Below are 26515 nucleotides of genomic sequence, written 5' to 3' on the forward strand. Positions count from 1 at the left end.
AGTGCGGGTTTACAGCAGGATGCGCAGCATGCGGCGCAGCGGCTCGGCCGCGCCCCACAGCAGTTGGTCGCCCACGGTGAACGCCGACAGGTACTCCGGCCCCATATTCAGCTTGCGCAGACGGCCGACCGGCGTATTCAGCGTACCGGTCACCGCCGCCGGCGTCAGTTCGCGCATGGTCAGTTCGCGGTCGTTCGGGATCACGCGCACCCAGTCGTTGTGCGTCGCCAGCATCTGCTCGATTTCCGGCAGCGACACGTCTTTTTTCAGCTTCAGCGTGAACGCCTGGCTGTGGCAGCGCAGCGCGCCGACGCGCACGCACAGACCGTCGACCGGGATCACGCTGGCGGTGTTCAGGATCTTGTTGGTTTCAGCCTGGCCTTTCCACTCTTCGCGGCTCTGGCCGTTGTCGAGCTGCTTGTCGATCCACGGGATCAGGCTGCCGGCCAGCGGCACGCCGAAGTTATCGGTCGGCAGTTTGCCGCTGCGGGTGGCCTCGGTCACCTTGCGTTCGATATCCAGAATGGCGGAGGCCGGGTTCTGCAGCTCTTTCGCCACGTCGGCATGCAGCATGCCCATTTGGGTCAGCAGTTCGCGCATGTGGCGCGCGCCGCCGCCGGAGGCCGCCTGGTAGGTGGCGACCGATGCCCACTCCACCAGATCGTTGGCGAACAGGCCGCCGAGCGACATCAGCATCAGGCTGACGGTGCAGTTGCCGCCGACGAAGGTTTTGATGCCTTTGTCCAGGCCCTGCTGGATCACCGCGTGGTTGACCGGATCCAGGATGATGATGGCGTCGTCCTGCATGCGCAGCGACGAGGCCGCGTCGATCCAGTAACCCTGCCAACCGCTGGCGCGCAGCTTAGGATAAACTTCGTTGGTATAATCGCCGCCCTGACAGGTAATAATGATATCGAGCGCGCTCAGCGCGTCGATGTCATACGCATCCTGCAGCGTGCCCTGCTGGCCGCCAAAGGCCGGCGCGGCGGAACCGTGCTGCGAGGTGGAGAAAAAGACCGGGCGAATGGCGTCGAAATCGCGCTCTTCCGTCATGCGTTGCATGAGAACCGAGCCGACCATTCCGCGCCAACCGATGAAACCAACGTTTTTCATAATATCTGTGTCCCGCCCGGATAAGGGCTTATTAGGTGATAACGAGTTGTGTGCAATATCTCCTCACCTTACAAAATGTCGGCGCGGGCGCAAAGTGAATTTATTCGATGGCTGGGGATTTCTCAGCAATCCTTCTTATAGGCAAGGACGCGGCCGTAAAGGCCGAGGCGTTTTCCCGATCACGAGGTCACCATGACAGAGATGATTTCCGCTACGGTATTGCTGTTTTTAATTATGGATCCGCTGGGCAACCTGCCGATTTTCATGTCGGTGCTCAAGCACCTGGAGCCGCGCCGCCGCCGCGTAGTGTTGATTCGCGAGCTGCTGATCGCCCTGCTGCTGATGCTGATCTTTCTGTTCGCCGGCGAGAAAATTCTGGCGTTCCTCAACCTGCGCACCGAAACCGTCTCCATTTCCGGCGGCATCATCCTGTTTCTGATCGCCATCAAGATGATTTTCCCCACGCAGGAGGGGAACAGCTCCGGGCTGTCCGCCGGCGAGGAACCGTTCCTGGTGCCGCTGGCGATCCCGCTGGTGGCCGGGCCATCGATTCTGGCGGCGCTGATGCTGCTGTCGCACCAGTATCCACATCAGCTGCCGCATTTGGTGGCGGCGCTGCTGATCGCCTGGGGCCTCTCTGCGGCCATTTTGCTGATGTCGAACCTGTTCCTGCGCCTGCTGGGCAGCAAAGGCGTCAGCGCGCTGGAGCGGTTGATGGGGCTGATTCTGGTGATGCTGTCGACCCAGATGTTCCTGGACGGCGTGCGGGCTTACATGAAGCTGTAGGCGCCTGGCGGCGCCGACAACGGTCCGCGTTTAGCGGGCGGTAACGCGGCGAATATAGGCGAGCGTATCGGCAACCACGCCGTCCAGCGGCTGGTTGATGTCGATCGCTTGCACATCCGGCTCCTGCTCGCCCGGCTCTTCCAGCGTGGCGAACTGGGAAATCAACATCTGCGGCTTGAAGAAGTGGCCCTTGCGTTGCTTCAGACGCTCCTCGATCACCGACTGGTCGCCTTTCAGATACAGGAAATGCAGGTTGAGATTGCCGTCGCGCAGGCGATCGCGATAGCTTTTCTTCAGCGCCGAGCACACCAGCAGCGACACGTCGTTGGTGCGCTGCATGGCGAAGATGGCGTCGTTCAGGGCCGCCAGCCACGGCGCGCGATCGTTGTCGTCCAACGCATGCCCGGAGGACATTTTGATGATGTTGGCGCGCGGGTGCAGGTAATCGCCGTCCAGCATGGCGGCGTTGGCCTGGTGAGCGACAGCGCTGGCCACGGCGGATTTGCCGCTGCCGGAAACGCCCATCAAAACAAATACGTGATTCTGCGGATTGCTCATTGTGTCATGCCCTTATGGGAACTGGCGCGAGCGCGCCAAATGCGTCCCAACTGATAAAGATACTCTGGAACGCCGACGCCCCGCAGGGCGCCGGATAAAGATTATACGACCGTCGCCAGCAGCAGACAGCCCACCAGGCCGCACACCGAGATAATGGTTTCCAGCACCGACCAGGATTTGATGGTTTCCATGATGCTCAGGTTGAAGTACTCCTTGAACAGCCAGAAGCCCGGATCGTTGACGTGCGAGAAGATGACGCTGCCGGAACCGACCGCAATCACCATCAGCTCAGGGCTGACGCCGGTGGTGGCGATCAGCGGCGCCACGATGCCACCCGCGGTGATCGCCGCCACGGTGGCGGAACCCAGCGCCAGACGCAGCGCAGCGGCGATCGACCAGGCCATCAGGATCGGCGAAACGTTGCTGCCTTCCATCAGGCCGGCGATGTACTTCTCAACGCCGCTGTCCACCAGCACCTGCTTGAAGGCGCCGCCGCCGCCAATGATCAACAGCATCATGGCGATGATTTTAATCGAGTCGGTGATGGTGCCCATCACTTCATCCATGGTACGGCCACGGTTCAGGCCGAAGGTGAAGATGGCGATCAGCACGGCGATCAGGGTGGCCATCACCGGGTCGCCGAAGAACTCGGCGAAGCGCAGCAGGCTGTGGCCCTTCGGCAGCACCATTTCAGCGACCGCGCGCAGCGCCATCAGGATCACCGGCACCAGCGACGTGGCGACGCTGACGCCAAAGCTCGGCATCTCCGCGTCGGTAAAGGTTTTCGGGTTGTACAGGCCTTCCGGCACCGGCTTGTCGATGCCTTTCAGGAAGCGGGCATAGACCGGGCCGGCCAGGATCACCGTCGGGATCGCCAGCAACGTGCCGTACAGCAGGGTTTTACCCATGTCGGCATGGAAGATGGTGGCGATGGCGGTCGGGCCCGGGTGCGGCGGCAGGAAGCCGTGGGTCACCGACAGCGCGGCGGCCATCGGCACGCCGACGTACAGCAGCGGGATACGCGCGGAGGCGGCGATGGTGAACACCAGCGGCAGCAACAGCACGAAGCCCACTTCGTAGAACAGCGCGAAGCCGACGGTGAAGCCGGTCAGCACCACCGCCCATTGAATGTGTTTTCTGCCGAACTTGTCGATCAGCGTGGTGGCGATGCGCTGTGCGCCGCCGCAGTCCGCCAGCAGTTTGCCGAGCATGGCGCCGAAGCCCATGATCAGCGCCAGGCTGCCCAACGTGCCGCCCACGCCGGCCTTGATGGAGCCGATGACCTTATCGACCGGCATACCCTGCGCGATCCCGACCGCCAAAGCAACCAGAACCAGAGAGATAAAGCCGTTCAGCTTGAAGCGGATCATCAGCAGCAGCAGCAGCGCTACGCCGCCTGCAACAATCACTAATGGCATAGTTTTTCTCCAACCTTTTATCGCGACTCTCTTTACAATATGCGTAAAGCGTGCGGTTGTTTTATTTTTAGGCTCTTTCCCGGTGTTTAAGAAGAGCTGTAGGTGTTGTTGAGTCAGAGGTTCAGTCTTGCAGCAAGATGACCGCGCACTCGTTGTTACCGGTATCATGATACCGGTAACAACGAGTGCGCCGGAACCGGGTAACCGGCTAAAATTCGCGTTCTGGGACAGAGATCAAACTTATGCCGGCAACGAGCGGCGGGCTTACAGGCGGGGTAACCAGCGCGCCTCAGGGCGCGCTGTAAAAAGAAAGAGTGTTAAAACAGAACGTTAAAATAGCTCAGATGCTGCCGCCGGGGATCACGGTGAAACCGACGTCCACCATGCGCGGGCACACCGTTTCGCCGCGCAGCCGGGCCAGCAGGCGCTCGGCGCCGATCTGCCCCATGCGCTCGCGCGGCGTCAGCACGCTGGCCAGCTTCGGCACCATCACCTGACCGATGTCATGGCCGTGGAAACCGGCGATCGCCATGTCCTGCGGGATCGACAGCCCTTGCCGCTGGCATTCGAAGGCCGCCCCGATCGCCAGGTCATCGTTGGTGCAGAAGATACTGTCGATCTGCGGGTAGTCACGCTGCGCCTGGCGCAACAGCTCGCCGCCGGCGGAATAAGAGGAAGAACGCGCGGTCATGATGCTGTACGGCTCCAGGCCGGATTCACGCATCGCCTGCTCATACCCCTGTTGTTTGATGATGGTACGTTCATCCTGACGGGCGCCGAAATAGACCACGTGACGGTGGCCGTGCGCGATGATCTGCTGGGTCATCTGGCGCGCCGCCTCGAAGTTGTTGAAGCCCACCGCCAGATCGATGCACGGCGAGACGCAGTCCATCAGCTCCACCACCGGAATGCCCGCCACCTCGATCATTTTCAGGGTGCGCGGCGTGTGATGGCGCTCAGACAGGATCAGGCCGTCGATATTGTAAGACAGCAGCGAGGTCAGACGCTCTTCTTCACGCTCCGGCAGGTAGCCATAGTGCGCCAGCATGGTTTGGTAGTTGTGCGCGTCGGTTACGCTTTCGATGCCGCGCAGCACTTCGGCGAACACCTGGTTGGTCAGCGACGGCAACAGCACGCCAATCGCCCGGCTGGTGGCGTTGGAGAGAATGTCCGGCGCGCGGTTGGGGATGTAGCCCAGCTCATCCAGCGCGACGGCGATTTTTTGCTGCAGGGCGGCGGAAACCTGGTCGGGATTGCGCAGATAACGGCTCACCGTCATCTTGGTCACGCCCACCTTGTCCGCCACATCCTGGAGTACCGGCCGTTTTTTCTTCATTATCAATGAACTGACTAACCGTGAATGGGCAGCCATTTTAGCAAAAAAAACGGCGGGCCGATATTGTCGGTTATGCGACGGCCAACGCAAAAAGGGCTCACACAGTGAGCCCTTCATACGCTGACAAAGGGGGAAAAAGCGTGTTTTTTCCCCCTTTATGATGATTAGCCGAAAATCAATAAATTGATTTTCCTTGTTTTTATATGCTGGCGGCGTCAAGTCAGGCAACATCGTCAGACGTGTCATTAACCTCAAGGGCTCACACCGTGAGCCCTTGAAATTTACCGCTTAATCACACCGGCGGCAGATCGAACAGCAGGATTTCGCTCTCTCCGTCGGCCTGGATCGTCAGCGCCGATTCATCCCACACCGCGAACGCGTCGCTGATGCCAGCGGTCTGGCCGTTGACCGAGACCTTGCCGCGCACCACCTGGATCCAAACGCGACGGCCGGCGGCGATCGGGCATTCCCCCTGCTCGCCCTTATTCAGCGCCCAACGCGACAGCGTCATATCCTGGAACACCTTCAGCGAACCGTCGCGCGCATCCGGCGACAGCACCAGCTGACGGCCCTGCGGCGCGTCGAACATGCGCTGCTCATAGCGCGGCTCCAGCCCGACCTGATCCGGGATGATCCAAATCTGGTACAGGTGCAACGGACGATCCTGATTAGCGTTGTACTCAGAGTGACGCACCCCGGTGCCCGCACTCATGATCTGGAATTCACCGGCCTGGATCTGCTCCTTGTTGCCCATGCTGTCCTGATGTTCCACCGTGCCGCTCAGCACGTAGGTCAGGATTTCCATGTCTTTATGCGGGTGAGTACCGAAACCCTGCCCTGCGTCGATCACATCTTCGTTGATCACTCGCAGCGCCGAGAACCCCATAAAGTTCGGATCGTAGTAATCGGCAAATGAGAAGGTGTGCCAGCTATCCAGCCAGCCATGATTGGCGTGGCCGCGGTCTTCCGCTTTACGTACATAAATCATTTTCAACTCTCCTCAATGTTTTTTTACAGTCTAGTCCTGCCAGCAGAATAAGAAAGCGTAAAAAACTCATGCCTCTGTTCAAAAATTTCGATGAAATGAAACAGCGGATGGGCAGCGGATTTGTTGAAAGCGGAACCGGCTGAAAAAGGGCAAAAAAAAGCCAGCACCCGAGCTGGCTAAGTAAACACTGGAAGCAATGTGAGCAATGTCGTGCCTTCGCAGCGAGAGTATCAAGGATTGATGCCCTCCCCGGAACGCATCGCAATAATAATCATTATCATTCGCACCTGTAAAGCGTTTTTTTTGACCCGTTGAAATAATATTGACTCAAGGCAGTAAACGGATAAATTCAGAGGTTATTCAACCGGTAAGCAAAAGGAGCAGCGAGATGAGCGAGATCGTGATACGCCACGTGGAAACATCGGATGCTCAGGCTCTGCATCATCTTTATTCTCAGACGCCCGTCTACCGCGATACGCTGCAGCTCCCGCTACCGTCCGTCGAGTCCTGGCAGAAACGCCTCGCCAACCCCGAACCGGGCACGCATAACCTGGCGGCCTTCGTTGACGGGCAGCTTGTCGGTCAGTTAGCCGTGATGCTGAATCAGCGCGTTCGCCGCCGCCACGTGGCCACCTTCGGCATCGGCGTCGATCCGCGCTACCACGGTAAAGGCGTCGGCAGCCGCCTGATGCAGGCGATGATCGACCTGTGCGACAACTGGGCGGCCATCGAGCGCATCGAACTGACGGTGTTTACCGACAACCCGGCGGCCATCGCGCTGTATCGCAAGTTCGGTTTTGAGATTGAAGGCACCAGCCGCGCTTTCGCCATTCGCGACGGCGTGCTGGTCGATGCCTACCATATGGCGCGTTTTCGCTCCGGGCAGCCGCGCGGCGATGCGTGATCTCATCCCCCCGCAGGGGCCGCTGCGCCGGCCCCTGAATATCAACCGCCGAACCTTTTTACACGCGCTGGCCGGCCTGACCGCCGCCGGCATGTTCTCCCCCTTCACCCCATTAGGTGCCGCTATGCCAACTTCCGCCGCCGGGCGCCCTGGCGCCCGCAACCTGATTACCGATGTGCCCGGCCTGAAGGTCGGCGTGGCGCAGGACAGCCGGGTGCGCACCGGCGCGACGGTGATACTGCCGGACAGCCCGGCGATTGCCGCCGTGGACGTGCGCGGCGGCGGCCCCGCCACCCGGGAAACCGACGCGCTGGGTGAAGACAATTTGGTACAGACCGTCGATGCGTTGACGTTCAGCGGCGGTTCGGTATACGGCCTGGCGGCGGCGGACGGCGTCGCGGCCTGGCTCGGGCTACAAGGCAGAGGCTATGCGCTGCGGCCGGCTCCCGGCGTGCCGGTCTCACCTATCGTGCCCACCGCCTGCCTGTACGACCTTGCCAACGGCGGCGATAAAAACTGGCAGCTCACGCCGCCGTATCGCCAGCTGGGCATCGACGCGGTCGGCAAGGCTGGATTGGACTTTCCACTGGGCACCGTCGGCGCCGGCTACGGCGCCATGACCGGCATGGGCAAGCTGAAAGGCGGGCTCGGTTCGGCATCGATCGTTGCCGCCAGCGGCGCTACCGTCGGTGCACTGGTGGCGGTCAACAGCCTGGGAGCGGTGGTAGCGCCCGGCACCCGCGCCTTCTGGGCGACGCCCTATGAAATTGACGGTGAATTCGGCAACGGCGGCGCGACGGCGCTGGCGCAACTGCGCGCGCAAGGCGAAGACTGGATGGTGCAAAAGCCGCAGGGCGGCAGAAAGAACACCACCCTGGCCTGCATCGCCACCGATCTGGCGCTGACGCGTGTGGAGTTGAAACGGGTGGCCATCATGGCGCAAGACGGCATGGCGCGCGCTATTCGCCCGCTGCACAGCCCGTTTGACGGCGACGTGGTGTTCGCCCTGTCCACCGGGCAGCGCGAGGTACAGGGCAGCCGCGAACTGGCGGTGCTGCAGATCGGCGCGCTGGCGGCGGACACCCTCGCTCGGGCGATCGCCCGGGGCGTATACGCCGCCACGCCGTGGCCGGGCAGCCAGGTCACAACCTGGCAAACGCTCGGCGGCTAACGCGCCGCCATCAAAAAAGGGGGCCGGTGGCGCCCCTCGATCTTTATTGCCCCCCACCGCCTAAATACCGGCAGTTTCCCGAATATAACGGCGCGCCTTCACCGCATACTCGAACGGGTTGGCCAGCGCCGGATCCTGCTCGGCCTCCACCACCATCCACCCTTTGTAACCGCGCTCGTCCAGCAGCTTGAACACCGGCCTGAAGTCGATCACGCCATCACCCGGCACGGTGAAGGTGCCCTTCTTCACGCCGTCGAGGAAGCTCAGCTTGTTGGCCTTCACTTCCGCCACCACCTCATCGCGCACGTCCTTCAGGTGGACATGGTTGATCCGCGGCAGATACTTCTCCAGGATCGCCATCATCGCCTGTTGGCTGCCTTCCGAATAGTAGGCGTGGCCGGTATCGAACAGCAGGTAAACGTCGTCGTTGACCATGCTCATGTAGCGATCGATTTCGGCCGTGGTCTGAATGCCGGTGCCCATGTGGTGGTGCAGGCACACCTGCATGCCTTTATCGGCGGCGATCTTCGCCAACTCGTTGTAACCGTCGGCCACGCGCTGCCACTCTTCATCGCTGAAGTACGGCTTCTCTTCGAACACGCCTTTGGTGGTGCCCTGAATGCTCTTGCTCTGCTCTGAGCAGCCAATCACCCTGGCGCCCATGGCATGCAGGAAATTCATGTGGTTGATAAATTCATCAATGGTTTTGTCTTTCTGGCCGTCGGCGAAAAAGGTGCTGAACCAGGCGTTGCAGATCTGGATGCCGCGAATATCCAGCATCGGTTTCAGCACCGCCGGATCGCGCGGGTATTTGCTGCCCACTTCGCTGCCGGTGAAACCGGCCAGCGCCATTTCACTGACGCATTGCTGGAAGGTGTTCTCCTTGCCCAGATCGGGCATGTCGTCGTTGGTCCAGCCGATCGGCGCAATGGCCAATTTCACGTTGTCTTTATTCATGGTTTGCCTCGGTCCTTGCAGGGCCGCCGGTACAAACGCCACCGGCGAGCCGAATCAGATTATTTGCCCAACAGCTCTCTTTCGATGCGTTCTCTGGTCGCCACCGCCTGGCTCGGCATCTTTTCCGGGTAACCGAACAGCGAGGTGCAGATGATCGATTCGCCGCCGACCTTGAAGCTGCGGTTGGCAAATTCCATGTCGCGCAGCGTCTGGAACAGGGCGTCGAAATTCACCTCGCCTTCGCCGATGCCGACGTGCTGGTGCACCGCGGCGTCAACGCCCGGCGGGTTGACGATATAGCGGCAGTGCTTGGTGTGGTTCATGGTGTCGGCGATCAGCACGTGGGACAGATCGTCCCCGGCGTACTGCAGCATCCCGGCTACGTCACCCTGCCCCTTGTCGTAGTAGAAGGTGTGCGGCACGCTGTAGAGATATTTGACGTGGTCGCTGCGCAGCGACTTCACCAGATCGGCGGTTTCGTTGCTCAGCTCGCAGAAGTCCCACGGGTGCGACTGGATCTCCATACGAATACCCTCGCGCTCAACGATCGGCAGCAGCTCCTCCATCGAGCGATACCACAGCTCCTCGCAGATCTCCGGTTCGTTGGGGTTGCCGGCCAGCTCGGTGTTGATCACCTGCACGCCCATTTCCACCGCGATTTCGATCATCCGCCGCCAGTTTTTGACCGCCGCCTGGCGGCGATCTTCCCCCGGACCGGACCAGCGATACACCACGATAAATGAGGAGATCTCCACGCCGGTCGCTTTTAGGGCGTTTTTATACTCCGCCATGATTTCGCGGCTGGCCTTCGGATGTTTGTAAAACGGGTTGATCTGCGGGTGCGGCGACTGCTCGATGTATTTGTAGCCCCAGTCCGCCACCTGCTGAACCATTTTGGTGACGCCCAAATCCCGGATAACGTCGACATCAAAAGCGATCTTCATGGTCACTCCTCTGCAATCGTGGTTACGCGCTGCGAGCGGTTATTTACCGTAAAACGCCGGGCGCGCCGGCAGGGTCACCGGCACGATCTCGCCACTGAGCTGGGCCGCCACGCAGGCGTCGGCGGTTACTGCGGCGGCGTAGCCGTCCCAGGCGGAAGGCCCGGTCAACTTGCCTGCGGCTACGTCGTTGATGAAGCCCTGCAGCTCGACGTCATAGGCATCGATAAAGCGATCCTTCCAGTCGGTCAGGATTTCGGTCGACAGGCGGGCGCCGCTGCGCATCTGCACCGAGAACGGTTCCGGCAGTTTGGCGATGCCGGTTTCCCCCACCACTTCGCACTGAATGTCGTAGCCGTACTGGCAGTTGACGAAGATTTCGACGTCGATGCGCGTCCCCTTGGCGGTTTCAAACAGCACAATTTGCGGATCTTTCAGGTGCGGGAATGCCTTCGGGCTCTTGCGTGGGAACACCACCTGCACCGACACATAGTCGTCGTCGAGCAGCCAGCGCAGCACGTCGATTTCGTGGATCAGGGTGTCGGTGATCGCCATATCGGTGGTGTAGGCCTCGCCGACCGTCGGGTTGCGGTGCGCGCAGTGCAGCATCAGCGGCTCGCCGATCTGGCCGCTGGTCAGTACCTGTTTCAGCGCGCGATAGCCCTGATCATAGGGGCGCATGAAGCCGACCTGCACCAGCCGTTTGCCGTGCTTCGCTTCGGCGTCGACAATGTTTTTGCAGCCCTGCGCGGTCACCGCCAGCGGCTTCTCGCAGAATACCGGTTTGCCGGCGGCGATGGCCGCCAGCACGAACTCTTCATGACTCGGCCCCCAGGAGGTGACCAGCACCGCCTGCACGTCGGCGGCCTTGATCAGATCGTGGCCGTTGTCATACACCCGCGCATCCAGCTGCAGATCGCTCACCGCTTTGGCGGCGTTGTCGCGGTTGATGTCGTTGACCGCCACCACGCGGGCGCCCTGCAACACTTTGCTGCAGCGACGGATATGATCGCGGCCGATAGCGCCGGTGCCGATAACCCCAATGTTCAATGTCATTTTCGCTACCCTCGAGATTAATGTATGAAAACGAATCAGTAATCGCGCGCCTTATCGATGTTTTCCTGCAGCTTGCGCGCCACTGCGACGATTTTTTCGCTGTCGGCCACCTGAGCGCCGCCCACGCGCCACCAGCTGAGATACTTGTGCACCATGGTCTTCGGCAGCACCTTGATGTCCAGCAGCGTGGACACGGTTTGCCTGCGGGCGTCGGCCAGCGCGTCGAGCAGCTGCTGCTCGGTAGTGACGCGATAGGTTTTACAGCCGTAAGCCGCCGCCAGCATGGCGAAATCGACCGGCACCAGTTTGCCGTCGAGCTTGCTGCCCTGTGGATTGCGGAAGCGGAATTCGGTGGTGTAGCTGTCCATGCCGTGTTCCATCTGCAGGTTGTTGATGCAGCCGTTGGTCATGTTGTCGAACAGCACCACGTTGATCTTGCAGCCTTCCTGAATCGAGGTGACCAGTTCGGAATGCAGCATCATGAAGGCGCCGTCGCCCACCATCGCGTACACCTCGCGCTGGGGCTCGGCCAGCTTGACCCCCAGCGCGGCGTTCACCTCGTACCCCATGCAGGAGTAGCCGTATTCCACGTGGTAACCGTGCTCGCCGCGGTTGTGCCACACCCGCTGCAGATCGCCCGGCAGGCTGCCGGCGGCGGCGACGATCACGCTGTCCGGCGGCAGCTCGCGGTTCAGCACCCCCAGCACCCGGCTTTGCGTCATCGCCGAGCCGGTCTGGGCGATAAATTCGTCGAACACCTGCTCGCGGTCGAGGTGATCGTCTATCTCCGGCACAAAGTCTGCGCCGCTGTATTCCACCGCGTAAACGCGCTCGGTCTCTTCACGCTGGGCACCGCGCGCCGCGGCGATGGCGTCGCCCCAGCCGGCGCGATAATCGGCCTGCGCCAGCAGCGCGCCCAGTGCGTTCAGGGCCTCGCGGGCGTCCGCCAGCACCTGCACGCCGTCGAGCTTGCCGGCGTCGAAGGCGCTGACGTTGATATTGAGGAAGCTGACGTCCGGGTGTTGGAACAGCCATTTGGACGAGGTGGTGAAATCGGTGTAACGGGTGCCGACGCCAATCACCAGATCGGCCTGCCGGGCCAGCGTGTTGGCCGCCAGGCAGCCGGTTTCGCCGATGCCACCGAGGTTGAATTCATGGTCGCTCGATACCGTGCCTTTACCGGCCTGGGTCTCGGCGAACGGAATGCCGAAGCGCTCGGCGAATTCGCGCAGCACCCGCCCGGCCTGTGAGTACTTCACGCCGCCGCCGCACACCAGCAGCGGTTTGCGTTTGGCCGTCAGCAGCGCCAAGGCGTCCGCCAACATGCCGTCTGTCGCCGGGCGGCGATCGAGCCGATGCACGCGCTTTTGGAAGAAATAGTCGGGGTAGTCGTAGGCTTCCCCCTGCACGTCCTGCGGCAGACACAGCGTCACCGCGCCGGTTTCCGCCGGATCGGTCAACACGCGCATCGCATTGATGCAGGCGCTCATCAGCTGTTCCGGCCGCACGATGCGATCCCAGTATTTGCTCACCGCACGGAACGCGTCGTTGGTGCTGATGCTGAGATCGTAAGACTGTTCGATTTGCTGCAACACCGGGTCCGGCTGGCGGGAAGCGTAAACGTCGCCCGGCAGCAGCAATAAAGGAATGCGGTTAGCGGTGGCGGTGGCCGCGGCGGTGATCATATTGGCGGCGCCGGGGCCGACCGATGAGGTGCAGGCGTAAATTTGCCGGCGCAGCTTCTGTTTGGCGAAGCCGATCGCCGCATGGGCCATCCCCTGCTCGTTGCGGCCCTGGTGCACCCGCAGATCGCCGCTATCCTGTTCCAGCGCCTGCCCCAGCCCCAGCACATTGCCGTGGCCGAAAATCGCGAAAATGCCCGCGACGAATTTGGTTTCCACGCCGTCGGCCAGCAGATACTGGTTATCGAGAAATCTGACGAGCGCCTGCGCCATGGTTAACCTGATCTTGCCCATTTACCCACCCTTTAGATTAAGGGCCGCCCCGGAAAGCGCTCATGCCGAGCCGACAATCCCGTGTTTGTGTTACGCGGCGGCAGCTATTATCTTGAGCAGGCGATGCCCGCGCTGCTCACGAAGTCGACAACCTGAAACGTGAAGCGATTATAAACAAATATATTTTTCATAAAATCACATTACAGAAGAAACATTTCATTTTGCGATAAAGATCGCATATTGCATGAAAAGCCCGTTTCATCTCGTGGTTAAGCCTTCATGGGCTTCGTGCCGCGCACCGGCCGATAAAAGTCGTTGGCACATGGGCTGACAGCCTTTTCCTCTGCCCTCACCTCCCTTTTATGTTCCGCCCCGGCGGCCCTTGCGCAGCCGATTCATCGCCTTTTCCCACGCCTCTGTCGATGTTTTAAACGCATCACATTTTTGGGGTGTAAATTTCATTTCATATTGAAATTGAAATTTTCATTCCCCATACTGTCCCCATGCTTCCTGCAGGGCGCCACGCTCGGGCCGCCGCCGGAGTTTTGCTTAACAGAAGGAAACGGGTATGGCTACACAACAAAAACAGCTTGATGTCATTTGTCTCGGGCGCATCGCCGTCGATTTCTATGCTCAGCAGATCGGCGCGCGTCTGGAAGACGCCGGCACATTCGCCAAATACCTCGGCGGCTCTTCCGGCAACGTGGCCTACGGCACCGCCATTCAGGGGTTGAAATCCGGCATGCTGGCCCGCGTCGGCGATGAACACATGGGCCGCTTTCTGCGTGAAGAGCTGCAGCGCGTCGGAGCCGATACCCGCTGTCTGATCACCGACAAGCAACGATTAACCGGCCTGGTGATCCTCGGCATCAAGGATCAGGAAACCTTCCCGCTGATCTTCTACCGCGAAAACTGCGCGGACATGGCGCTGACGCCGGACGACATCGACGAGGCCTACATCGCCTCCTCCCGCGCGCTGGCCATCACCGGCACGCACCTGTCGCACCCGAACACCCGCGCCGCGGTGCTGAAGGCGCTGGAGTATGCGCGCCGCCACGGCCTGCGCACCGCGCTCGACATCGATTACCGCCCGGTACTGTGGGGGCTGACGTCGCTGGGCGACGGCGAAACCCGCTTTGTGGAATCAGACCAGGTAACCCGCGAACTGCAGGAGGTGCTGCACCATTTCGATCTGATCGTCGGCACCGAAGAGGAATTTCATATCGCCGGCGGCAGCACCGACACGCTGACGGCGCTGAAAAACGTGCGCCGGACTACCGCGGCCACGCTGGTGTGCAAGCGCGGCGCGCAGGGCTGCTCGGTGTTCGAAGGTGAAATCGCCGACGACTGGGCGCAGGTGAAGCTGCACGCCGGTGTGCGGGTTGAAGTGCTGAACGTGCTGGGAGCCGGCGACGCCTTTATGTCCGGGCTGCTGCGCGGCTACCTGAACGATGAGGGCTGGGAGCAGGCCTGCCGCTACGCCAACGCCTGCGGCGCATTGGTGGTTTCGCGCCACGGCTGCGCGCCGGCGATGCCGACCAAACGGGAGCTGGACGACTACCTGCAGCGTGAACAGCAGGTCACGCGCCCGGACTGCGACGCACGCCTGAACCACCTGCACCGGGTCACCACCCGCAAGCAACAGTGGCCGGAACTGTGCGTGTTCGCCTTCGATCACCGCAAGCAGCTGGCGGACATGGCGCGCGAAGCCGGCGTCGGCGAGGAACGCATTCCGCACCTGAAGACCCTGCTGCTCACCGCGGCGCAACAGGCTGCCGCGCAGGCCGGCCTCAACGGCAACAGCGGCATTCTGGCCGACACCACCTACGGGCAGGCGGCGCTGAACGAGATCACTGGCCAGGGATGGTGGATCGGCCGGCCGGTGGAGCTGCCCAGCTCGCGCCCGCTGCGCCTGGAGCACGGCAATATCGGTTCACAATTGATCGACTGGCCGCAGGAGCACGTGGTGAAGTGCCTGGTGTTTTATCACCCGCACGATGCGGAGGAACTGCGCCGCGAACAGGATGAGCTGATCGCCGACGTCTACCGCGGCTGCTGTAAATCCGGCCACGAGCTGCTGCTGGAGGTGATCCTGCCGGACAGCAACGCCGACAAAGACGAACGTTATTACCTGGAGATGATTGAGCATTTCTACCAGTTGGGCATTCAGCCCGACTGGTGGAAACTGCCACCGCTGAGCGCAGAAAACTGGCGGCAGGTCGGTGCCCTGATCGACACCTACGATCCCTTCTGCCGCGGCGTGCTGATCCTGGGGCTCGACTCCCCGGAGGCGGTGCTGAAGGCGGGCTTCGCCGCCGCCGCGGATGCGCGCTGGGTGAAAGGTTTCGCCGTCGGCCGCACCATTTTCGGCCAACCTTCGCGCCGCTGGCTGCAGGGGGAAATCGACGACGCGGCCCTGATCGAGCAGGTGAAACAAAAATACCTGACGCTGATCGGTTTCTGGCGCCAGTACCGTCCGCAGGCGGGCGGCACGCACTGACAGCAACAGCAGGTTCACGTCCCCTTGAGGCCATTTCGCCGCTTTAAGGGGATTTTTTTGCCCCTTTTCTGTGAAGTCGCGCAATGTGCGATCGAATAAATCGCTTTTTGAGGAAATGAAATTTCCGCTCCGTCTGTTAAAATACCCTGTCAATATTTCAGGCATCAGGCCAATGCGCCTTCACCCCACTGCGAGCCGAATGGATGAACAACCCAACTCAACTTTCGCTGTTACAGGACGAGATCCGCCACCGTTATGAAACGCTGAGCAAGCGTTTGAAGCAGGTGGCGCGCTATATTTTGGATAACAGTAACAGCATCGCTTTCGATACCGTTGCCTCCATCGCCGCACAGGCCAGCGTGCCGCCTTCCACCCTGATCCGTTTCGCCAACGCCTTCGGCTTCAGCGGCTTCAACGAAATGAAGCAGGTGTTCCGTCAGCATCTGATGGAAGAAACGGTGAACTATACCGAGCGCGCGCGCCTGTTCCGCCAAACCTCTACCGACGACAACGTCGCGCCGGAGAAGCCGGCGGAGATTCTCAACGTATTCACCATGGTCAATGCGCAGGCGCTGCAGCAGCTGGCGATGCAGATTGCCCCCGAGCAATTGGATCGCGCCGTCGAACTGCTCAACAACGCCGAAAACATCTACGTGATCGGCCTGCGCCGCTCGTTCAGCGTCGCCTCCTACCTCACCTATGCGCTGCGCCATCTGGAGCGCCGCGCATTTCTGATCGACGGCCTGGGCGGCATGTTCACCGAACAGCTGAGCATGGTGAAACCGAAAGACGTGGTGATCGCCATAAGCTATTCGCCGTACGCCCGCGAGGCGGTGGAACTGGTGGAATTGGGCGCCAAGCGCGGCGCGCAGCAGATCGCCATCACCGACAGCCAGGTCAGCCCGCTGGCCGCGTTCAGCGACGTCTGTTTCGTGGTGCGTGAAGCGCAGGTGGACGGGTTCCGTTCGCAGGTGGCCTCGATGTGCCTGGCGCAGACGCTGGCGGTCTCGCTGGCGCTGAATAACGCCCGGGACGAGTAAGGCGGATGTGAACGCGCCCGACAGGCTCGGGCGCGGCGGGATTATTGCAGCAACAAATAGCGGTAGAGCGCGCTTTCCAGATCCTGCTTCATGCTGATGAAAAGCAGAATCTCCACCGTTTGGCCGTCGTAGTCATAGATGGCGCGGTATTCGCTGTCGGGATCCAATCGTTCGTGCAACCGCACTCCCATGCCCGCCAGCACGGCGTTGAAGCGATAGCGGACGGGATCGTCGGCGATTGCCGCGAGGGACGATAACAACAGATTGTCCACGAACATCCCGGCTGCGACGGCCCCTATCGTTCCGCTCTTATAAGACTCGATGTCTTTCAGGCTCCATTCCGCCGCCGGCGCGACGGTAAAACGTATTTCCTGGGGCATCCTGCACCTCGGGTCTATTTCCGCGCGTCACGCAGCCGCTGCAAGGTTTCTTCGGGCGACAGACCGCGCTGATTTTTAATCTCTTGCTTCGCCATCATAGTCAGTTTCAACAACGCGTTGGACTGGCGCTCGAGATTGCGTTCCCGTATTTCGGCCTCTCTCTCAGCCGCCGTTTGTACAAACAGCTCGGCAACACCATTTTTTGTGACGTAAACCCCGCCTTCAAACAGATCGGGCGAACCTAATCCTTCGCGCGCCGCTTTTTGAGACATGGTGGTTGTCATAGTTTTTCCTCCTGTGTACCGGCATTCTCACTGCATAACAGCGGTTCGTTAGATTCACTCAGCCAGGGAGCAATCGCGTGCGGACAGGTTATCATTTGAGCAAGATAGAGGGCAAATTTAGGTCAAATTTATACCCTGATAAAGAGAAAGCCCGGCAAGCCGGGCCTCAAGCGCCTATTGCGCGGCGGGGTAACCTTCGCCGTTAATCCAGGCGTGGTCTTTTTCCCAGGTGAATTTCCACTGCCGCACCGGCCCGGCCATCACGTTGAGATAATAGTTGTCGTAGCCCGCCAGGGTCGCCACCGGATGATAACCGCGCGGCACTTTCACCACGTCGCGATTGTAGACCGGCATGCATTCGTCGAGCGTGCGATCGTCGGTATAGACGCGCTGCATGCAGAACCCTTGCTCCGGCTGAATACGGTGATAGTACGTCTCTTCGAGATAGGTCTCGTCCGGCGAATCTTCTTGATCGTGCTTGTGGCTCGGGTAGGAGCTGGTGTTGCCCTCGTCGGTGTAAACCTCCACCACCAGCAGACTGTCGGCCGGCTCGCTGTCCGGCAGAATGTTATGCACCAACCGCTGGTTGCGCCCCTTGCCGCGCCGCTCCACGCCGATTTCCGCCGGCGTGATCAGGCGTGAAGGCAGATGGCCGCTGCCGGGCGCGCTGCACACAGCCAACTCCAGATCGGTTTCTGCCCGCACGTCGATGCGATCGTGGTGCGGCACGTACACCGCGTAAGGCGGCGTGCGCTCGAACGGGCTCATGCGTTTGCCGATATGCGGGTATTCGGCGCGCAGCGTGGCGACGGAGGCGATACCGGCCACCAGTACCAGACACAGTTCCTTGTCACCGCACTCCAGCTGCAGCGACTGCCCGGCGGCCAGGCGGTAAACGTCAAAGCCGACATAGCCCCAACCGGCATTTTCCGGCGTCACGTGCTGGATACGCCCCTCGGCGTTCGGCGCCTGACATTTGGCAAGCAGTGAAGACATTTCGATTCTCCTGTTAACTCCCCGTGCAAAGGCCGCTGCCCCCATGGAGCAACGGCCCGCTCATACTCTGCGATCGCTTAACCCAGCGTCGGCATGCTGAATTCAGACACCGTCTGCTGCCCGGCCGGCCAGCGCGCGGTGGCGGTCTTCATGCGCGTGTAGAAACGCACGCCGTCGGTGCCGTGCACGTTCAGCGCGCCGAACACCGAGCGCTTCCAGCCGCCGAAGCTGTGGAACGCCATCGGCACCGGCACCGGCACGTTGACGCCGACCATCCCGGCCTGCACTTCCTGCACGAACTGGCGCGCGTAGTGGCCGCTGCCGGTAAAGATGGCGCTGCCGTTGCCAAACTCGTGGCCGTTAACCGTGTCGATGGCGGTGCGATAGTCCGGCACCCGCACGATGCCCAGCACCGGCCCAAAGATCTCTTCGCGGTAGATGCGCATGTTCGGCTTCACATGGTCGAACAGCGTGCCGCCGACGTAGTAGCCTTCAGGGTAGCCCGGCACCTGATAATTGCGGCCGTCGGCCACCAGGGTGGCACCTTCTTCCACGCCCAGATCGATGTAGCCCAGCACCTTTTTCTGGTGAGCGGACGATACCAGCGGCCCCATTTCATTCTCTTCGCCGCCCTGCTGCAAGCCCGGCCCGACGCGCAGCTGCGCGATCAGCGGCTTCAGTTTGGCGATCAGTTTATCGGCGGTGTCGTCACCAACCACCACGGCGATCGGCAACGCCATGCAGCGCTCGCCGGCAGAGCCGAACGCGCCGCCCATCAGCGCATTGACCGTGGCGTCCAGATCGGCGTCCGGCATGACGATCGCCTGGTTCTTCGCCGCGCCGAAGGCCTGCACCCGCTTGCCGTGCGCGCTGGCGGTGGTATAAATATGTTCCGCCACGGTGGAGGAGCCGACGAAGCTCACCGCCTGAATGCGCGGATCGGTACACAGCTGCGCCGCATCTTCATTGGCGCAGTGCACCACGTTGAACACGCCGTCCGGCAGGCCGGCTTCTTTCAGCAGCTCCGCCAGGCGCACCGAGGCCGAAGGCACCAGCGCCGGCGGCTTGAGGACGAAGGTGTTGCCGCAGGCCAGTGCGATGGGGAACATCCACATCGGCACCATCGCCGGGAAGTTGAACGGGGTAATGCCCGCCACCACGCCCAGCGGCTGCATCAGCGAGAAACTGTCGACGCCGCTGCCGACGTCCGGCGAGTACTCGCCCTTGATCAGATGCGGGATGCCGCAGGCGAATTCGACCACTTCCATGCCGCGCGTCAGTTCGCCCAGCGCATCCGAATACACTTTGCCGTGCTCGCTGACGATAAGCTCGGCCAGCTCGTCGCGGTGCTGTTCCAGCAGCGCCTTGAAATTGAACATGATGCGCGCGCGGCGCAGCGGCGTGGTGCGCGACCAGTCGGCGAACGCCCGATGGGCCACGTCGATGGCCTGCTTGACTTCGGCGGCGGTGCTCTGCGTGACGCGCCGCTCAACCTGCCCGCTGGCCGGGTTGTGCACGTCAACGGTTTGATTGCTGCTGCTCAGGCACACCTGCCCGTCAATAAAGTTACCCACGGTTTTCATGTCACGCCCTCTTTTCAAGTCCGCTGTCGCCTGGCCACACCCAGGCGGCGCGGCGTTAATCGTCCCGCTCGCCAAACCCCGTCGGCAAGCCGGCTACATCCTGACCGGATGCAGCAAACTCTATTTCATTGAAAAAAAAGTTTCAAATAAATTGTTTTGAAAAATTTGTTTTTAGTGCGTGAGGTCGCAATTTTGCGGTGTCGATCGGGTTGGCGCTTTCATTACCGCGCCAGTCAAGGCGCGATTTCGCAGGAGAGTCCATCGCTAATGCACACTGACTTTGCTACATAAAATCCGCACTGCGCCTGACCTGCCGCCGTTACCGCCGCCCTCCGAGCGCCCAAGGCGCCCGGATCGCTCGCGACGGTTTTTTTTGAACTGGATCTAAAAATCAATATTCCATTATTCACTAATTATGAAATAAATGTTCTTGTTTGTTCCAGCATTTATCGACGACATCGCCTTGATGACAGGCACGGTTCACACCCTTCCGCTCGCCCTCTTCCCGACAACCCAACCGTGCGGACGGAAGCCAGGATAAAAATCGGAGCAACACATGTCATATCAGCGTAAGCACAATACCGGCTACATATTGCGAATTTGCGGCATCGCCGCCCTGGGCGGCATTCTGTTCGGCTACGATACCGCCGTGATCTCCGGCGCGATCGAAGCGTTGAAAGCCTATTTCGATCTCAGCCCGGCCGAAACCGGCTGGGCAGTCTCCAACGTGGTGATCGGCTGCGTGGTCGGCGCCTTCGCCGCCGGGCCGCTGGCGGCGCGCTGGGGCCGTAAAAAGGCGCTGATGCTGGCAGCGCTGCTGTTCACCGTGTCCGCCATCGGCGCCGCATTGGCTCCGACCTTCACCTGGTTCGTCATTTACCGCATCATCGGCGGGCTGGCGGTCGGCATTGCCGCCACCGTGTCGCCGATGTACATGTCGGAGGTGTCACCGAAAGACATGCGCGGGCGGGCGCTCAGCATGCAGCAATTCGCCATCGTCTTCGGCCAGATCGTGATTTTCTACGTCAACTTCAAAATCGCCAGCCTCGCCAGTGAAGCCTGGCTGGTGGAAATGGGCTGGCGCTGGATGTTCGCCTCGGGCGTGATCCCCTGCATTTTGTTCTGCATCCTGGTGTTCGTCATTCCTGAATCGCCGCGCTGGAACGTGATGATGGGCCGCGACGATCAGGCGCTGGCGATGTTGACCAAAGTCTCCAACGCCGCCCACGCGCAGAATCTGCTGAAAGAAATCAAAGACTCGCTGCAGCAGGATCAACAGCAGCAGCACCGAAAGCTGAACTACGGCGATGTGCGGGTGCGTTTCATCCTGTTCGTCGGCTGTATGATCGCCATGTTGCAGCAGGTCACCGGCGTCAACGTGATGATGTACTACGCGCCGGTGGTGCTGAAAACCGTCACCGAAAACGCGCAGGAAGCGCTGTTCCAGACCATCTGGATCGGCGTGCTGCAGCTGGTCGGTTCGGTCATCGGCGCCATGCTGATGGATCGCATGGGCCGCATTCCGCTGATGCGTTACGGCACGCTGGGCGCCATCGCCGGCCTGCTGCTCACCTCGTACGCGCTCTACACCCAGGCCACCGGCTATTTCGCGCTGTTCGGCATGCTGTTCTTCATGGTGTTTTATGCGCTGTCCTGGGGCGTCGGCGCCTGGGTGCTGGTGTCGGAAATCTTCCCGAACCGCATGCGCGCGCAGGGGATGAGCATCGCCGTCGGCTGCATGTGGGTCGCCAACTTCGCGGTGTCGCAGTCGTTCCCGATGATCAACGACCACCCTTACCTGTTCTCGCATTTCCACGGCGCCTTCCCGATGTGGATCTTTGCCGCCTGCTGCCTGTTCAGCTACTGGTTTATCGGCCGCTATATTCCTGAAACCAAAGGCGTCTCGCTGGAAAAAATGGAACAGGTGGTGCTGGCCAAACGCCTCCGCCAATCCCTGCCCGACGGCAAGCCGCTGCCGCTGGAAAACGGCAAATCCTGATCTCTCAACCCTGACCGCTGGAGTCATGCCCCATGAACATTGCGCTGGACCGCTTCTGCATTAACCGCAAGATCGCGCCGAATCTCGATCTGGACAATTTTTTCCGCCTGGTGAAACGCTGCGGGCTCAGCAAAGTTGAGCTGCGCAACGACATGCCCAGCGGCAAGGTGACCGACGATCTGAGCGACGCGCAGCTCAACGCGCTCGCCGCGCAATACGGCATTGAAATCGTCACGATCAACGCCCTCGGCATGTTCAATCGGGTGGATGACCCGGCGGCGCTGCAGCAGCGCGCCGAAGCGTTGCTGGCGCAGGCGCAGGCCATCCACAGCCGGGCGCTGGTGCTGTGCCCACACTGCAGCGCCGACGACACGCGCAGCGAGCAGCAAAAACGGGACGATTCCCTCGCCGCGTTGCGTCTGCTGGCGCCGCTGTTTGCCCGCTATGGCGTACAGGGATACGTCGAACCGCTGGGCTTCGGCATCAGCTCGCTGCGATCGTCGCTGCTGACCCAGGCGCTCATCCGCAACTCGGGCGCGCCGTATCGCATCGTGCTCGATACGTTCCACCACTATTTGAGCGGTGTGGCGCAAGCCGACTTCGACGCGCAGATCCAGGTGGCGCAGATCGGCCTGGTGCATCTGTCCGGCGTGGAGGATGGGCGGGATAAAGGCGCGCTGAGCGATGAAGAGCGCATCATGCTGAGCACGGGCGATCGGCTGGAAAGCCGCCGCCAGGTACAGAACCTGGAACGCCTGGGCTACACCGGCGTCTATGCCTTCGAGCCCTTCTCTTCGCAGTTGGACGGCTGGAGCGAGGCGGATATCGAACGGGAAATCCGCCAGAGCATCGCCCTGCTGCAAGGGTAAAAAAAACGGCCTCCGCGGAGGCCGTTTTTCATGGCGTTACTTCAGGTTGCCGACCACCAACTGGTGGCGCGCATTGTAAAACTTACGGTAAGCCAGATAGCAGGCGATGATGGTCGACAGGCTGGCGGTGGAAAGCAGCATAAAGGTCACCATAATCTGGTATTTGATCGCTTTCACCGGGTCGATGCCGGCAAAGATCAGCCCGGACATCATGCCCGGCAGGCTGACCAGCCCAACGGTTTTCGCCGAGTCCACGGTCGGGATCAGCGAAGCGCGGATGCTGTCGCGGATCAGCGCCGCCGAGGCGAACTTGGGCGTCGCCCCCAGGCTGAGCATCTCCTGAATCTTCTGCTGCTCGCCTTTGAAACGCTGGCCGAGGTTGGTGTAGCACAGCCCCACCGCCACCATGGCGTTGCCGGCGATCATCCCGGAGATGGGGATCACCTGCATCGGCGTAAATTCGATGGAGCCGGTCAATACCAGCACCGCCAACGTCAGCACCGCGCCGGTGGTGATGGCGATAAACGACGTCACGAACGCGTGTTCGACGTACTTGCTGCGTTTCTTGGCGTTGTAAGCCGCGTTAAAGCAGATGAACAGCACCATCAACACGGTGAGAACGGCGTTATCCAGGTCGAAAATATACTTCAGCACGTAGCCGACGATGATCAACTGCACCACCGCGCGGCAGATGCTCCAGATAATGTCCTTTTCCAGCGCCAGCTTTTCCCGGTGGCTGATCAGGATGGCGACCACCACCAGCACCATCGACAAGCCCAAGGATTCGTTGGTGATGTTATGCTGATTCATGCTGTTGCTCCTGTTGCTCGGCGCCGTGCGCGCGCAGGGTGATCACCTCGTCCGCATGCGCTATCTCTTCGGTATCGTGCGTCACCCACAGCACCGCCAGCCGGTGTTCCGCCACCAGCTGATGCACTATCTCATTGACGTTGCGTTTGTTTTCCTCGTCCAGCGCGCTGGTGATCTCATCGAGCAACAGCACCCGGGGCATAAACTGCAGGTTGCGGATCAGGGACACCCGCTGCTTCTCCCCGCCGGACAGTTCATTGATGCTTTTGGTCAGCATCGCCTCCGGCAGCCCGAAACGCGCCAGATCGGCCTTCATTTTTCGCTCGGCCGGCGGTTCCTGGCGGATCTGGTAGGGCAGCGCCAGATTGTCGTAAACCGTATTGCCGAACAGTGACGGCGTCTGGAAGCAGTAAGAGACCTGCTTGCGATACGCCTCCGGCGACATCTCGTCGATCGCCTGGCCGTCGAAATAGAGCTTTCCGCTGGTCGGATCCATTAAGGAAGAGATGATTTTCAGCAGGGTGCTTTTCCCGCAGCCGGAAGGTCCGGTGATCAGTTTGAACTCGCCTTCACCCAGCGTGAAAGAGACGGAATCCAGGATCACCTGGTTGTCTATTTGATAATGAATATCATCCAATCTCAGTATGTCTTTCTTTTCCTTCATTACGATGCCGGCTCCCTATACCTGTTCCCGTCTGAGCGATAAGTATATGGCTGCCAAAAACATCTTAGCAATGGCTGTGCGGATGGCAGCGAACGAAGGGGAAGGATTGACGGAGCGAAACGCCCCGCCAAATGATAAATTTAATTAATGATTAGCTGTAGGAATAGTCAAAAGCGACCGCCAGGGTCGAATCACTCTTTTTTTATCGCTGCCTGTTCGTCGCAGCTGTACCAGCGGAGAGAATTGTTGATGCTGCGGTGGGTGCAGTGAACCTTACCCTCCTTTTCCAGCGCCAGCAGCAGGGTGCGGGTGGTATAAATATTTTCGCCGCATTTATCCGCCAGCTCGCGCGTCTTCGGCCACTGCTCCGGCGGGGGATGATGGCCCCCAGATCCTTCCACACGCTCCCTGCACAATCCTTGCAACACATTCAGCATCAGCGATTTTCTGCTTTCAAACGTTTTCGGCGCCTTGGCCATAGCATTCCTCCTGAGTGGTTACTGCTGAGCACCCCGCTCACGGCTGCACGTCAGCGATGCGCAGGGTGTAAATCATGGTGGCATTCGGGGGGATCGCCGGCGGGTTGCCCTGTTTGCCGTACGCCAGCGCCGGCGGCACCACCAGCGTGATCGCACCGTGTTGCTGCAGCTTCTCGATAGCCGCGCGAAACAGCGGCGGGTAGCGCGTCAACGGCTGCGAGATCACCGTCCCCGCCAGCTCCATGTCTTTGACTACCCGGCCGTCGGTCAGGCTTTCGCGCACCACGATATCCACCCGATCGTCGGCGCCGATCGCCCCGCTGCCGGCATAGTCCACCCGGTAATAGAAACCGAGCGCATCCTGCTTGACCCCCTCCTGGCGAACGAAATTGGCCAGGTAGGCGTTGTCATCCCGAGGCGGCGCCTGCGTCTGTTGCGCCTGCTGCAACCGCTGCTGCGCCGTGTGCAGCGCGCCGTCGATGGCGGCTTCATCGAGCCGCAACCGCCCGGCCAGGGTATCGGCGATGCCCGCCAGCAACAGCTGGGTATCCGCTTCCAGCCCCGCGCGCCGGTTCTCCTGCTGCAGATGCAGAATGTCGCGTCCGAGCGATACGCCGGCGGCATACGCCTGCTTGTCCGCCTCGCTGGCCAGCGCAGGCGGCTCGGCCGCCTGCTGCCGTTCGGCCAGCAAGGTCTCCACCCGCCGCTGCTGCTGCGCCAGCTGCGCCGCCAAACTTGCGCTGCGCTGTTCGGCCCGCGTTAACGAAGCGGCCAGCACGCTCACTTCAGGCACCGGCGCAACGGCCTGCCGCAATCCCTTCAGGGCATCGGCCAGCGGCCGAATATCGACGACGGCCGGTTCCCGTTTCGGCGCCGCGGCGGCCTGAGCCGCCGCCAACTGCCGCTCCAGCTGACGGATTTTCTCCGCCTGCTGTTGCACAGAGTGCTGCAACGACGTTAAACGAGCGCTGTCTGCGGCCGGTTTGGCGGCTGGTGCTGACGCCGATTTACGCGCGGTGTCTTCCCTGGGCGCGGCCGGTGGCGCCCGCCGCTGTTCGGCAAACTTCAACAGCGCGGGAATGCCGTCATCGGCGGCGCAAGCGGCCCCGCTCGCCGCCAACAGCAAAAGAGCCATCGCCCATCCTTGCGCGCATCGCTTCATGGCTACAGATTCTCAACCCGGCTGGACAGATCGGACATCAGCTCATGCTCGACGTCAGCGCAGAATTTCTCGGTTTTATATTGATAAAGAGCATCAATCGCTTTACGGGTACTCTCATCCACGTTGCCGCGCACCCCGGCATATCCCGAAGCGTTGGAAAGCAGGCCATTAAAATAGGCGATGCGTTTTTGGTAACTTTGCGGATTAATATTCTTTAATGAATTAACCCGCTGCTGACAAAGCGCGATGCGTTGCTCATCGGATTTATCATTAGGATTATTCTGTGAGATTTTTTTCACGGAATTCAGTTTTGTCTTGCTCCCGCCCGCACAGCCAGAAAGCGCCATAAAAGACAGCAGAAATAGGGTCAAACCCGCCCAACGGCGCCCGCCGCAAGCATTAATCATCGTTATCATTCCGTTTATAATCCTTTAATTGTCACTTAGGTCATCATTATGTGGCGAACGGCAGCAGCACATGCCTTAATTTGATTAATCAAAATGGGTTAGGTAGCAAAAAATCCCTATCACGCAATGCGATAGAATAATTCACTACCGGTGCAATTG

At 60.7% G+C, this 26515-nt stretch carries 25 protein-coding genes; 7 read left to right on the forward strand and 18 right to left on the reverse strand.

Features of this window, described 5'->3' with window-relative positions; all coding sequences use genetic code 11:
* Nucleotides 1-9: 9 nt before the first annotated feature.
* On the reverse strand, nt 10-1113 hold the full coding sequence (gene asd, locus L085_RS03275) for an aspartate-semialdehyde dehydrogenase (RefSeq protein ID WP_004930820.1): 1104 nt from the start codon (nt 1111-1113) through the stop codon (nt 10-12).
* 192 nt (nt 1114-1305) lie between these two features.
* Here asd and L085_RS03280 point away from each other — a divergent pair, with 192 nt between their 5' ends.
* A complete protein-coding gene (locus tag L085_RS03280) occupies nt 1306-1899 on the forward strand; it encodes a YhgN family NAAT transporter (protein WP_004930825.1) in 594 nt (197 codons plus the stop codon).
* A gap of 30 nt (nt 1900-1929) precedes the next feature.
* On the opposite strand, the gene gntK is transcribed toward L085_RS03280, so the two are convergent.
* The 4 genes from gntK to L085_RS03300 form a co-directional block, all read right to left on the reverse strand.
* Nucleotides 1930-2457: a gluconokinase gene (gene gntK / locus L085_RS03285; RefSeq protein WP_015379326.1), complete on the reverse strand. Its 528-nt coding sequence runs from the start codon at nt 2455-2457 to the stop codon at nt 1930-1932.
* A 101-nt stretch (nt 2458-2558) separates the two neighbouring features.
* On the reverse strand, nt 2559-3875 hold the full coding sequence (gntT, locus tag L085_RS03290) for a gluconate transporter (RefSeq protein ID WP_004930830.1): 1317 nt from the start codon (nt 3873-3875) through the stop codon (nt 2559-2561).
* Between the two features lie 340 nt (nt 3876-4215).
* Nucleotides 4216-5211, reverse strand: a complete 996-nt coding sequence (gene gntR / locus L085_RS03295; RefSeq protein WP_004930833.1) for a gluconate operon transcriptional repressor GntR — start codon at nt 5209-5211, stop codon at nt 4216-4218.
* A gap of 292 nt (nt 5212-5503) precedes the next feature.
* Complete coding sequence (locus L085_RS03300) at nt 5504-6199, reverse strand: pirin family protein (RefSeq protein ID WP_044030030.1); 696 nt, start codon at nt 6197-6199, stop codon at nt 5504-5506.
* A 388-nt stretch (nt 6200-6587) separates the two neighbouring features.
* On the opposite strand from L085_RS03300, the gene L085_RS03305 reads away from it, so the two are divergent.
* On the forward strand, nt 6588-7103 hold the full coding sequence (locus L085_RS03305; protein WP_015379327.1) for a GNAT family N-acetyltransferase: 516 nt from the start codon (nt 6588-6590) through the stop codon (nt 7101-7103).
* Nucleotides 7096-8274 (forward strand): P1 family peptidase, encoded by a 1179-nt coding sequence (locus L085_RS03310; RefSeq protein ID WP_044030031.1) that lies wholly within the window; start codon nt 7096-7098, stop codon nt 8272-8274. Before L085_RS03305 ends, L085_RS03310 begins: the two co-directional genes overlap by 8 nt.
* 60 nt (nt 8275-8334) lie before the next feature.
* On the opposite strand, the gene iolE is transcribed toward L085_RS03310, so the two are convergent.
* The 4 genes from iolE to iolD are packed head-to-tail and all read right to left on the reverse strand — an operon-like array spanning nt 8335 to nt 13204.
* Nucleotides 8335-9231, reverse strand: coding sequence for a myo-inosose-2 dehydratase (gene iolE, locus L085_RS03315; RefSeq protein WP_015379329.1), 897 nt, complete (start codon nt 9229-9231; stop codon nt 8335-8337).
* Nucleotides 9232-9290: 59 nt separating this feature from the next.
* Nucleotides 9291-10175, reverse strand: coding sequence for a sugar phosphate isomerase/epimerase (locus L085_RS03320; RefSeq protein ID WP_004930845.1), 885 nt, complete (start codon nt 10173-10175; stop codon nt 9291-9293).
* 39 nt (nt 10176-10214) lie between these two features.
* The gene (locus tag L085_RS03325; protein ID WP_044030032.1) at nt 10215-11228 is read right to left on the reverse strand and encodes a Gfo/Idh/MocA family oxidoreductase; all 1014 of its coding nucleotides are present in this window, start codon (nt 11226-11228) and stop codon (nt 10215-10217) included.
* 35 nt (nt 11229-11263) lie between these two features.
* Complete coding sequence (gene iolD / locus L085_RS03330; RefSeq protein ID WP_044030033.1) at nt 11264-13204, reverse strand: 3D-(3,5/4)-trihydroxycyclohexane-1,2-dione acylhydrolase (decyclizing); 1941 nt, start codon at nt 13202-13204, stop codon at nt 11264-11266.
* Nucleotides 13205-13751: 547 nt separating this feature from the next.
* Between iolD and iolC the strand changes: the two genes are divergently transcribed.
* Together iolC and L085_RS03340 are read left to right on the forward strand one after the other, a co-directional pair.
* Entirely contained in the window at nt 13752-15683 is a 1932-nt protein-coding gene (iolC, locus tag L085_RS03335; RefSeq protein WP_044030034.1) for a 5-dehydro-2-deoxygluconokinase, read from the forward strand.
* A gap of 203 nt (nt 15684-15886) precedes the next feature.
* Entirely contained in the window at nt 15887-16723 is an 837-nt protein-coding gene (locus L085_RS03340) for a MurR/RpiR family transcriptional regulator (RefSeq protein ID WP_004930856.1), read from the forward strand.
* 41 nt (nt 16724-16764) lie between these two features.
* Here the strand turns inward: L085_RS03340 and L085_RS03345 are convergent, their stop codons facing one another.
* From L085_RS03345 to L085_RS03360, 4 genes are all read right to left on the reverse strand, one after another.
* Nucleotides 16765-17103, reverse strand: a complete 339-nt coding sequence (locus L085_RS03345) for a hypothetical protein (RefSeq protein ID WP_044030035.1) — start codon at nt 17101-17103, stop codon at nt 16765-16767.
* Between the two features lie 14 nt (nt 17104-17117).
* On the reverse strand, nt 17118-17387 hold the full coding sequence (locus tag L085_RS03350) for a hypothetical protein (protein WP_004930864.1): 270 nt from the start codon (nt 17385-17387) through the stop codon (nt 17118-17120).
* A 174-nt stretch (nt 17388-17561) separates the two neighbouring features.
* Complete coding sequence (gene iolB, locus L085_RS03355) at nt 17562-18383, reverse strand: 5-deoxy-glucuronate isomerase (protein ID WP_044030037.1); 822 nt, start codon at nt 18381-18383, stop codon at nt 17562-17564.
* A gap of 77 nt (nt 18384-18460) precedes the next feature.
* Nucleotides 18461-19966, reverse strand: coding sequence for a CoA-acylating methylmalonate-semialdehyde dehydrogenase (locus tag L085_RS03360; RefSeq protein ID WP_044030038.1), 1506 nt, complete (start codon nt 19964-19966; stop codon nt 18461-18463).
* 556 nt (nt 19967-20522) lie between these two features.
* On the opposite strand from L085_RS03360, the gene L085_RS03365 reads away from it, so the two are divergent.
* Nucleotides 20523-21965 carry a sugar porter family MFS transporter gene (locus L085_RS03365; protein ID WP_044030040.1) on the forward strand — a complete coding sequence of 481 codons (1443 nt, stop codon included), beginning with the start codon at nt 20523-20525 and terminating at the stop codon, nt 21963-21965.
* 32 nt (nt 21966-21997) lie between these two features.
* Nucleotides 21998-22834, forward strand: coding sequence for a TIM barrel protein (locus L085_RS03370; RefSeq protein ID WP_044030041.1), 837 nt, complete (start codon nt 21998-22000; stop codon nt 22832-22834).
* A gap of 36 nt (nt 22835-22870) precedes the next feature.
* On the opposite strand, the gene fetB is transcribed toward L085_RS03370, so the two are convergent.
* The 5 genes from fetB to L085_RS03395 form a co-directional block, all read right to left on the reverse strand.
* Nucleotides 22871-23644: an iron export ABC transporter permease subunit FetB gene (gene fetB / locus L085_RS03375; RefSeq protein ID WP_033631883.1), complete on the reverse strand. Its 774-nt coding sequence runs from the start codon at nt 23642-23644 to the stop codon at nt 22871-22873.
* A complete protein-coding gene (fetA, locus tag L085_RS03380; RefSeq protein WP_044030043.1) occupies nt 23631-24308 on the reverse strand; it encodes an iron ABC transporter ATP-binding protein FetA in 678 nt (225 codons plus the stop codon). Before fetA ends, fetB begins: the two co-directional genes overlap by 14 nt.
* A 191-nt stretch (nt 24309-24499) precedes the next feature.
* Nucleotides 24500-24787 (reverse strand): FaeA/PapI family transcriptional regulator, encoded by a 288-nt coding sequence (locus L085_RS03385; RefSeq protein ID WP_004930885.1) that lies wholly within the window; start codon nt 24785-24787, stop codon nt 24500-24502.
* A gap of 37 nt (nt 24788-24824) precedes the next feature.
* Nucleotides 24825-25922, reverse strand: coding sequence for an FKBP-type peptidyl-prolyl cis-trans isomerase N-terminal domain-containing protein (locus L085_RS03390; protein WP_081835499.1), 1098 nt, complete (start codon nt 25920-25922; stop codon nt 24825-24827).
* 29 nt (nt 25923-25951) lie between these two features.
* Nucleotides 25952-26365: a hypothetical protein gene (locus L085_RS03395; RefSeq protein ID WP_028127385.1), complete on the reverse strand. Its 414-nt coding sequence runs from the start codon at nt 26363-26365 to the stop codon at nt 25952-25954.
* Nucleotides 26366-26515: the final 150 nt, after the last annotated feature.

The organism is Serratia sp. FS14 (genome assembly GCF_000695995.1).
Classification (GTDB): domain Bacteria; phylum Pseudomonadota; class Gammaproteobacteria; order Enterobacterales; family Enterobacteriaceae; genus Serratia; species Serratia nematodiphila.

Excerpts from the sequence above, each read along its gene's own strand:
- L085_RS03390 (WP_081835499.1), bottom strand. The coding sequence starts at position 25,922 with ATGGCTCTTTTGCTGTTGGCGGCGAGCGGGGCCGCTTGCGCCGCCGAT.
- L085_RS03385 (WP_004930885.1), bottom strand. The coding sequence starts at position 24,787 with ATGGCCAAGGCGCCGAAAACGTTTGAAAGCAGAAAATCGCTGATGCTG.
- asd (WP_004930820.1), bottom strand. The coding sequence starts at position 1,113 with ATGAAAAACGTTGGTTTCATCGGTTGGCGCGGAATGGTCGGCTCGGTT.
- L085_RS03320 (WP_004930845.1), bottom strand. The coding sequence starts at position 10,175 with ATGAAGATCGCTTTTGATGTCGACGTTATCCGGGATTTGGGCGTCACC.
- gntT (WP_004930830.1), bottom strand. The coding sequence starts at position 3,875 with ATGCCATTAGTGATTGTTGCAGGCGGCGTAGCGCTGCTGCTGCTGCTG.
- L085_RS03350 (WP_004930864.1), bottom strand. The coding sequence starts at position 17,387 with ATGACAACCACCATGTCTCAAAAAGCGGCGCGCGAAGGATTAGGTTCG.
- gntK (WP_015379326.1), bottom strand. The coding sequence starts at position 2,457 with ATGAGCAATCCGCAGAATCACGTATTTGTTTTGATGGGCGTTTCCGGC.
- L085_RS03365 (WP_044030040.1), top strand. The coding sequence starts at position 20,523 with ATGTCATATCAGCGTAAGCACAATACCGGCTACATATTGCGAATTTGC.
- L085_RS03395 (WP_028127385.1), bottom strand. The coding sequence starts at position 26,365 with ATGATAACGATGATTAATGCTTGCGGCGGGCGCCGTTGGGCGGGTTTG.
- L085_RS03360 (WP_044030038.1), bottom strand. The coding sequence starts at position 19,966 with ATGAAAACCGTGGGTAACTTTATTGACGGGCAGGTGTGCCTGAGCAGC.
- iolE (WP_015379329.1), bottom strand. The coding sequence starts at position 9,231 with ATGAATAAAGACAACGTGAAATTGGCCATTGCGCCGATCGGCTGGACC.
- L085_RS03280 (WP_004930825.1), top strand. The coding sequence starts at position 1,306 with ATGACAGAGATGATTTCCGCTACGGTATTGCTGTTTTTAATTATGGAT.
- fetA (WP_044030043.1), bottom strand. The coding sequence starts at position 24,308 with ATGAAGGAAAAGAAAGACATACTGAGATTGGATGATATTCATTATCAA.
- iolB (WP_044030037.1), bottom strand. The coding sequence starts at position 18,383 with ATGTCTTCACTGCTTGCCAAATGTCAGGCGCCGAACGCCGAGGGGCGT.
- fetB (WP_033631883.1), bottom strand. The coding sequence starts at position 23,644 with ATGAATCAGCATAACATCACCAACGAATCCTTGGGCTTGTCGATGGTG.
- L085_RS03305 (WP_015379327.1), top strand. The coding sequence starts at position 6,588 with ATGAGCGAGATCGTGATACGCCACGTGGAAACATCGGATGCTCAGGCT.
- iolC (WP_044030034.1), top strand. The coding sequence starts at position 13,752 with ATGGCTACACAACAAAAACAGCTTGATGTCATTTGTCTCGGGCGCATC.
- iolD (WP_044030033.1), bottom strand. The coding sequence starts at position 13,204 with ATGGGCAAGATCAGGTTAACCATGGCGCAGGCGCTCGTCAGATTTCTC.
- L085_RS03325 (WP_044030032.1), bottom strand. The coding sequence starts at position 11,228 with ATGACATTGAACATTGGGGTTATCGGCACCGGCGCTATCGGCCGCGAT.
- gntR (WP_004930833.1), bottom strand. The coding sequence starts at position 5,211 with ATGAAGAAAAAACGGCCGGTACTCCAGGATGTGGCGGACAAGGTGGGC.
- L085_RS03345 (WP_044030035.1), bottom strand. The coding sequence starts at position 17,103 with ATGCCCCAGGAAATACGTTTTACCGTCGCGCCGGCGGCGGAATGGAGC.
- L085_RS03340 (WP_004930856.1), top strand. The coding sequence starts at position 15,887 with ATGAACAACCCAACTCAACTTTCGCTGTTACAGGACGAGATCCGCCAC.
- L085_RS03310 (WP_044030031.1), top strand. The coding sequence starts at position 7,096 with ATGCGTGATCTCATCCCCCCGCAGGGGCCGCTGCGCCGGCCCCTGAAT.
- L085_RS03370 (WP_044030041.1), top strand. The coding sequence starts at position 21,998 with ATGAACATTGCGCTGGACCGCTTCTGCATTAACCGCAAGATCGCGCCG.
- L085_RS03300 (WP_044030030.1), bottom strand. The coding sequence starts at position 6,199 with ATGATTTATGTACGTAAAGCGGAAGACCGCGGCCACGCCAATCATGGC.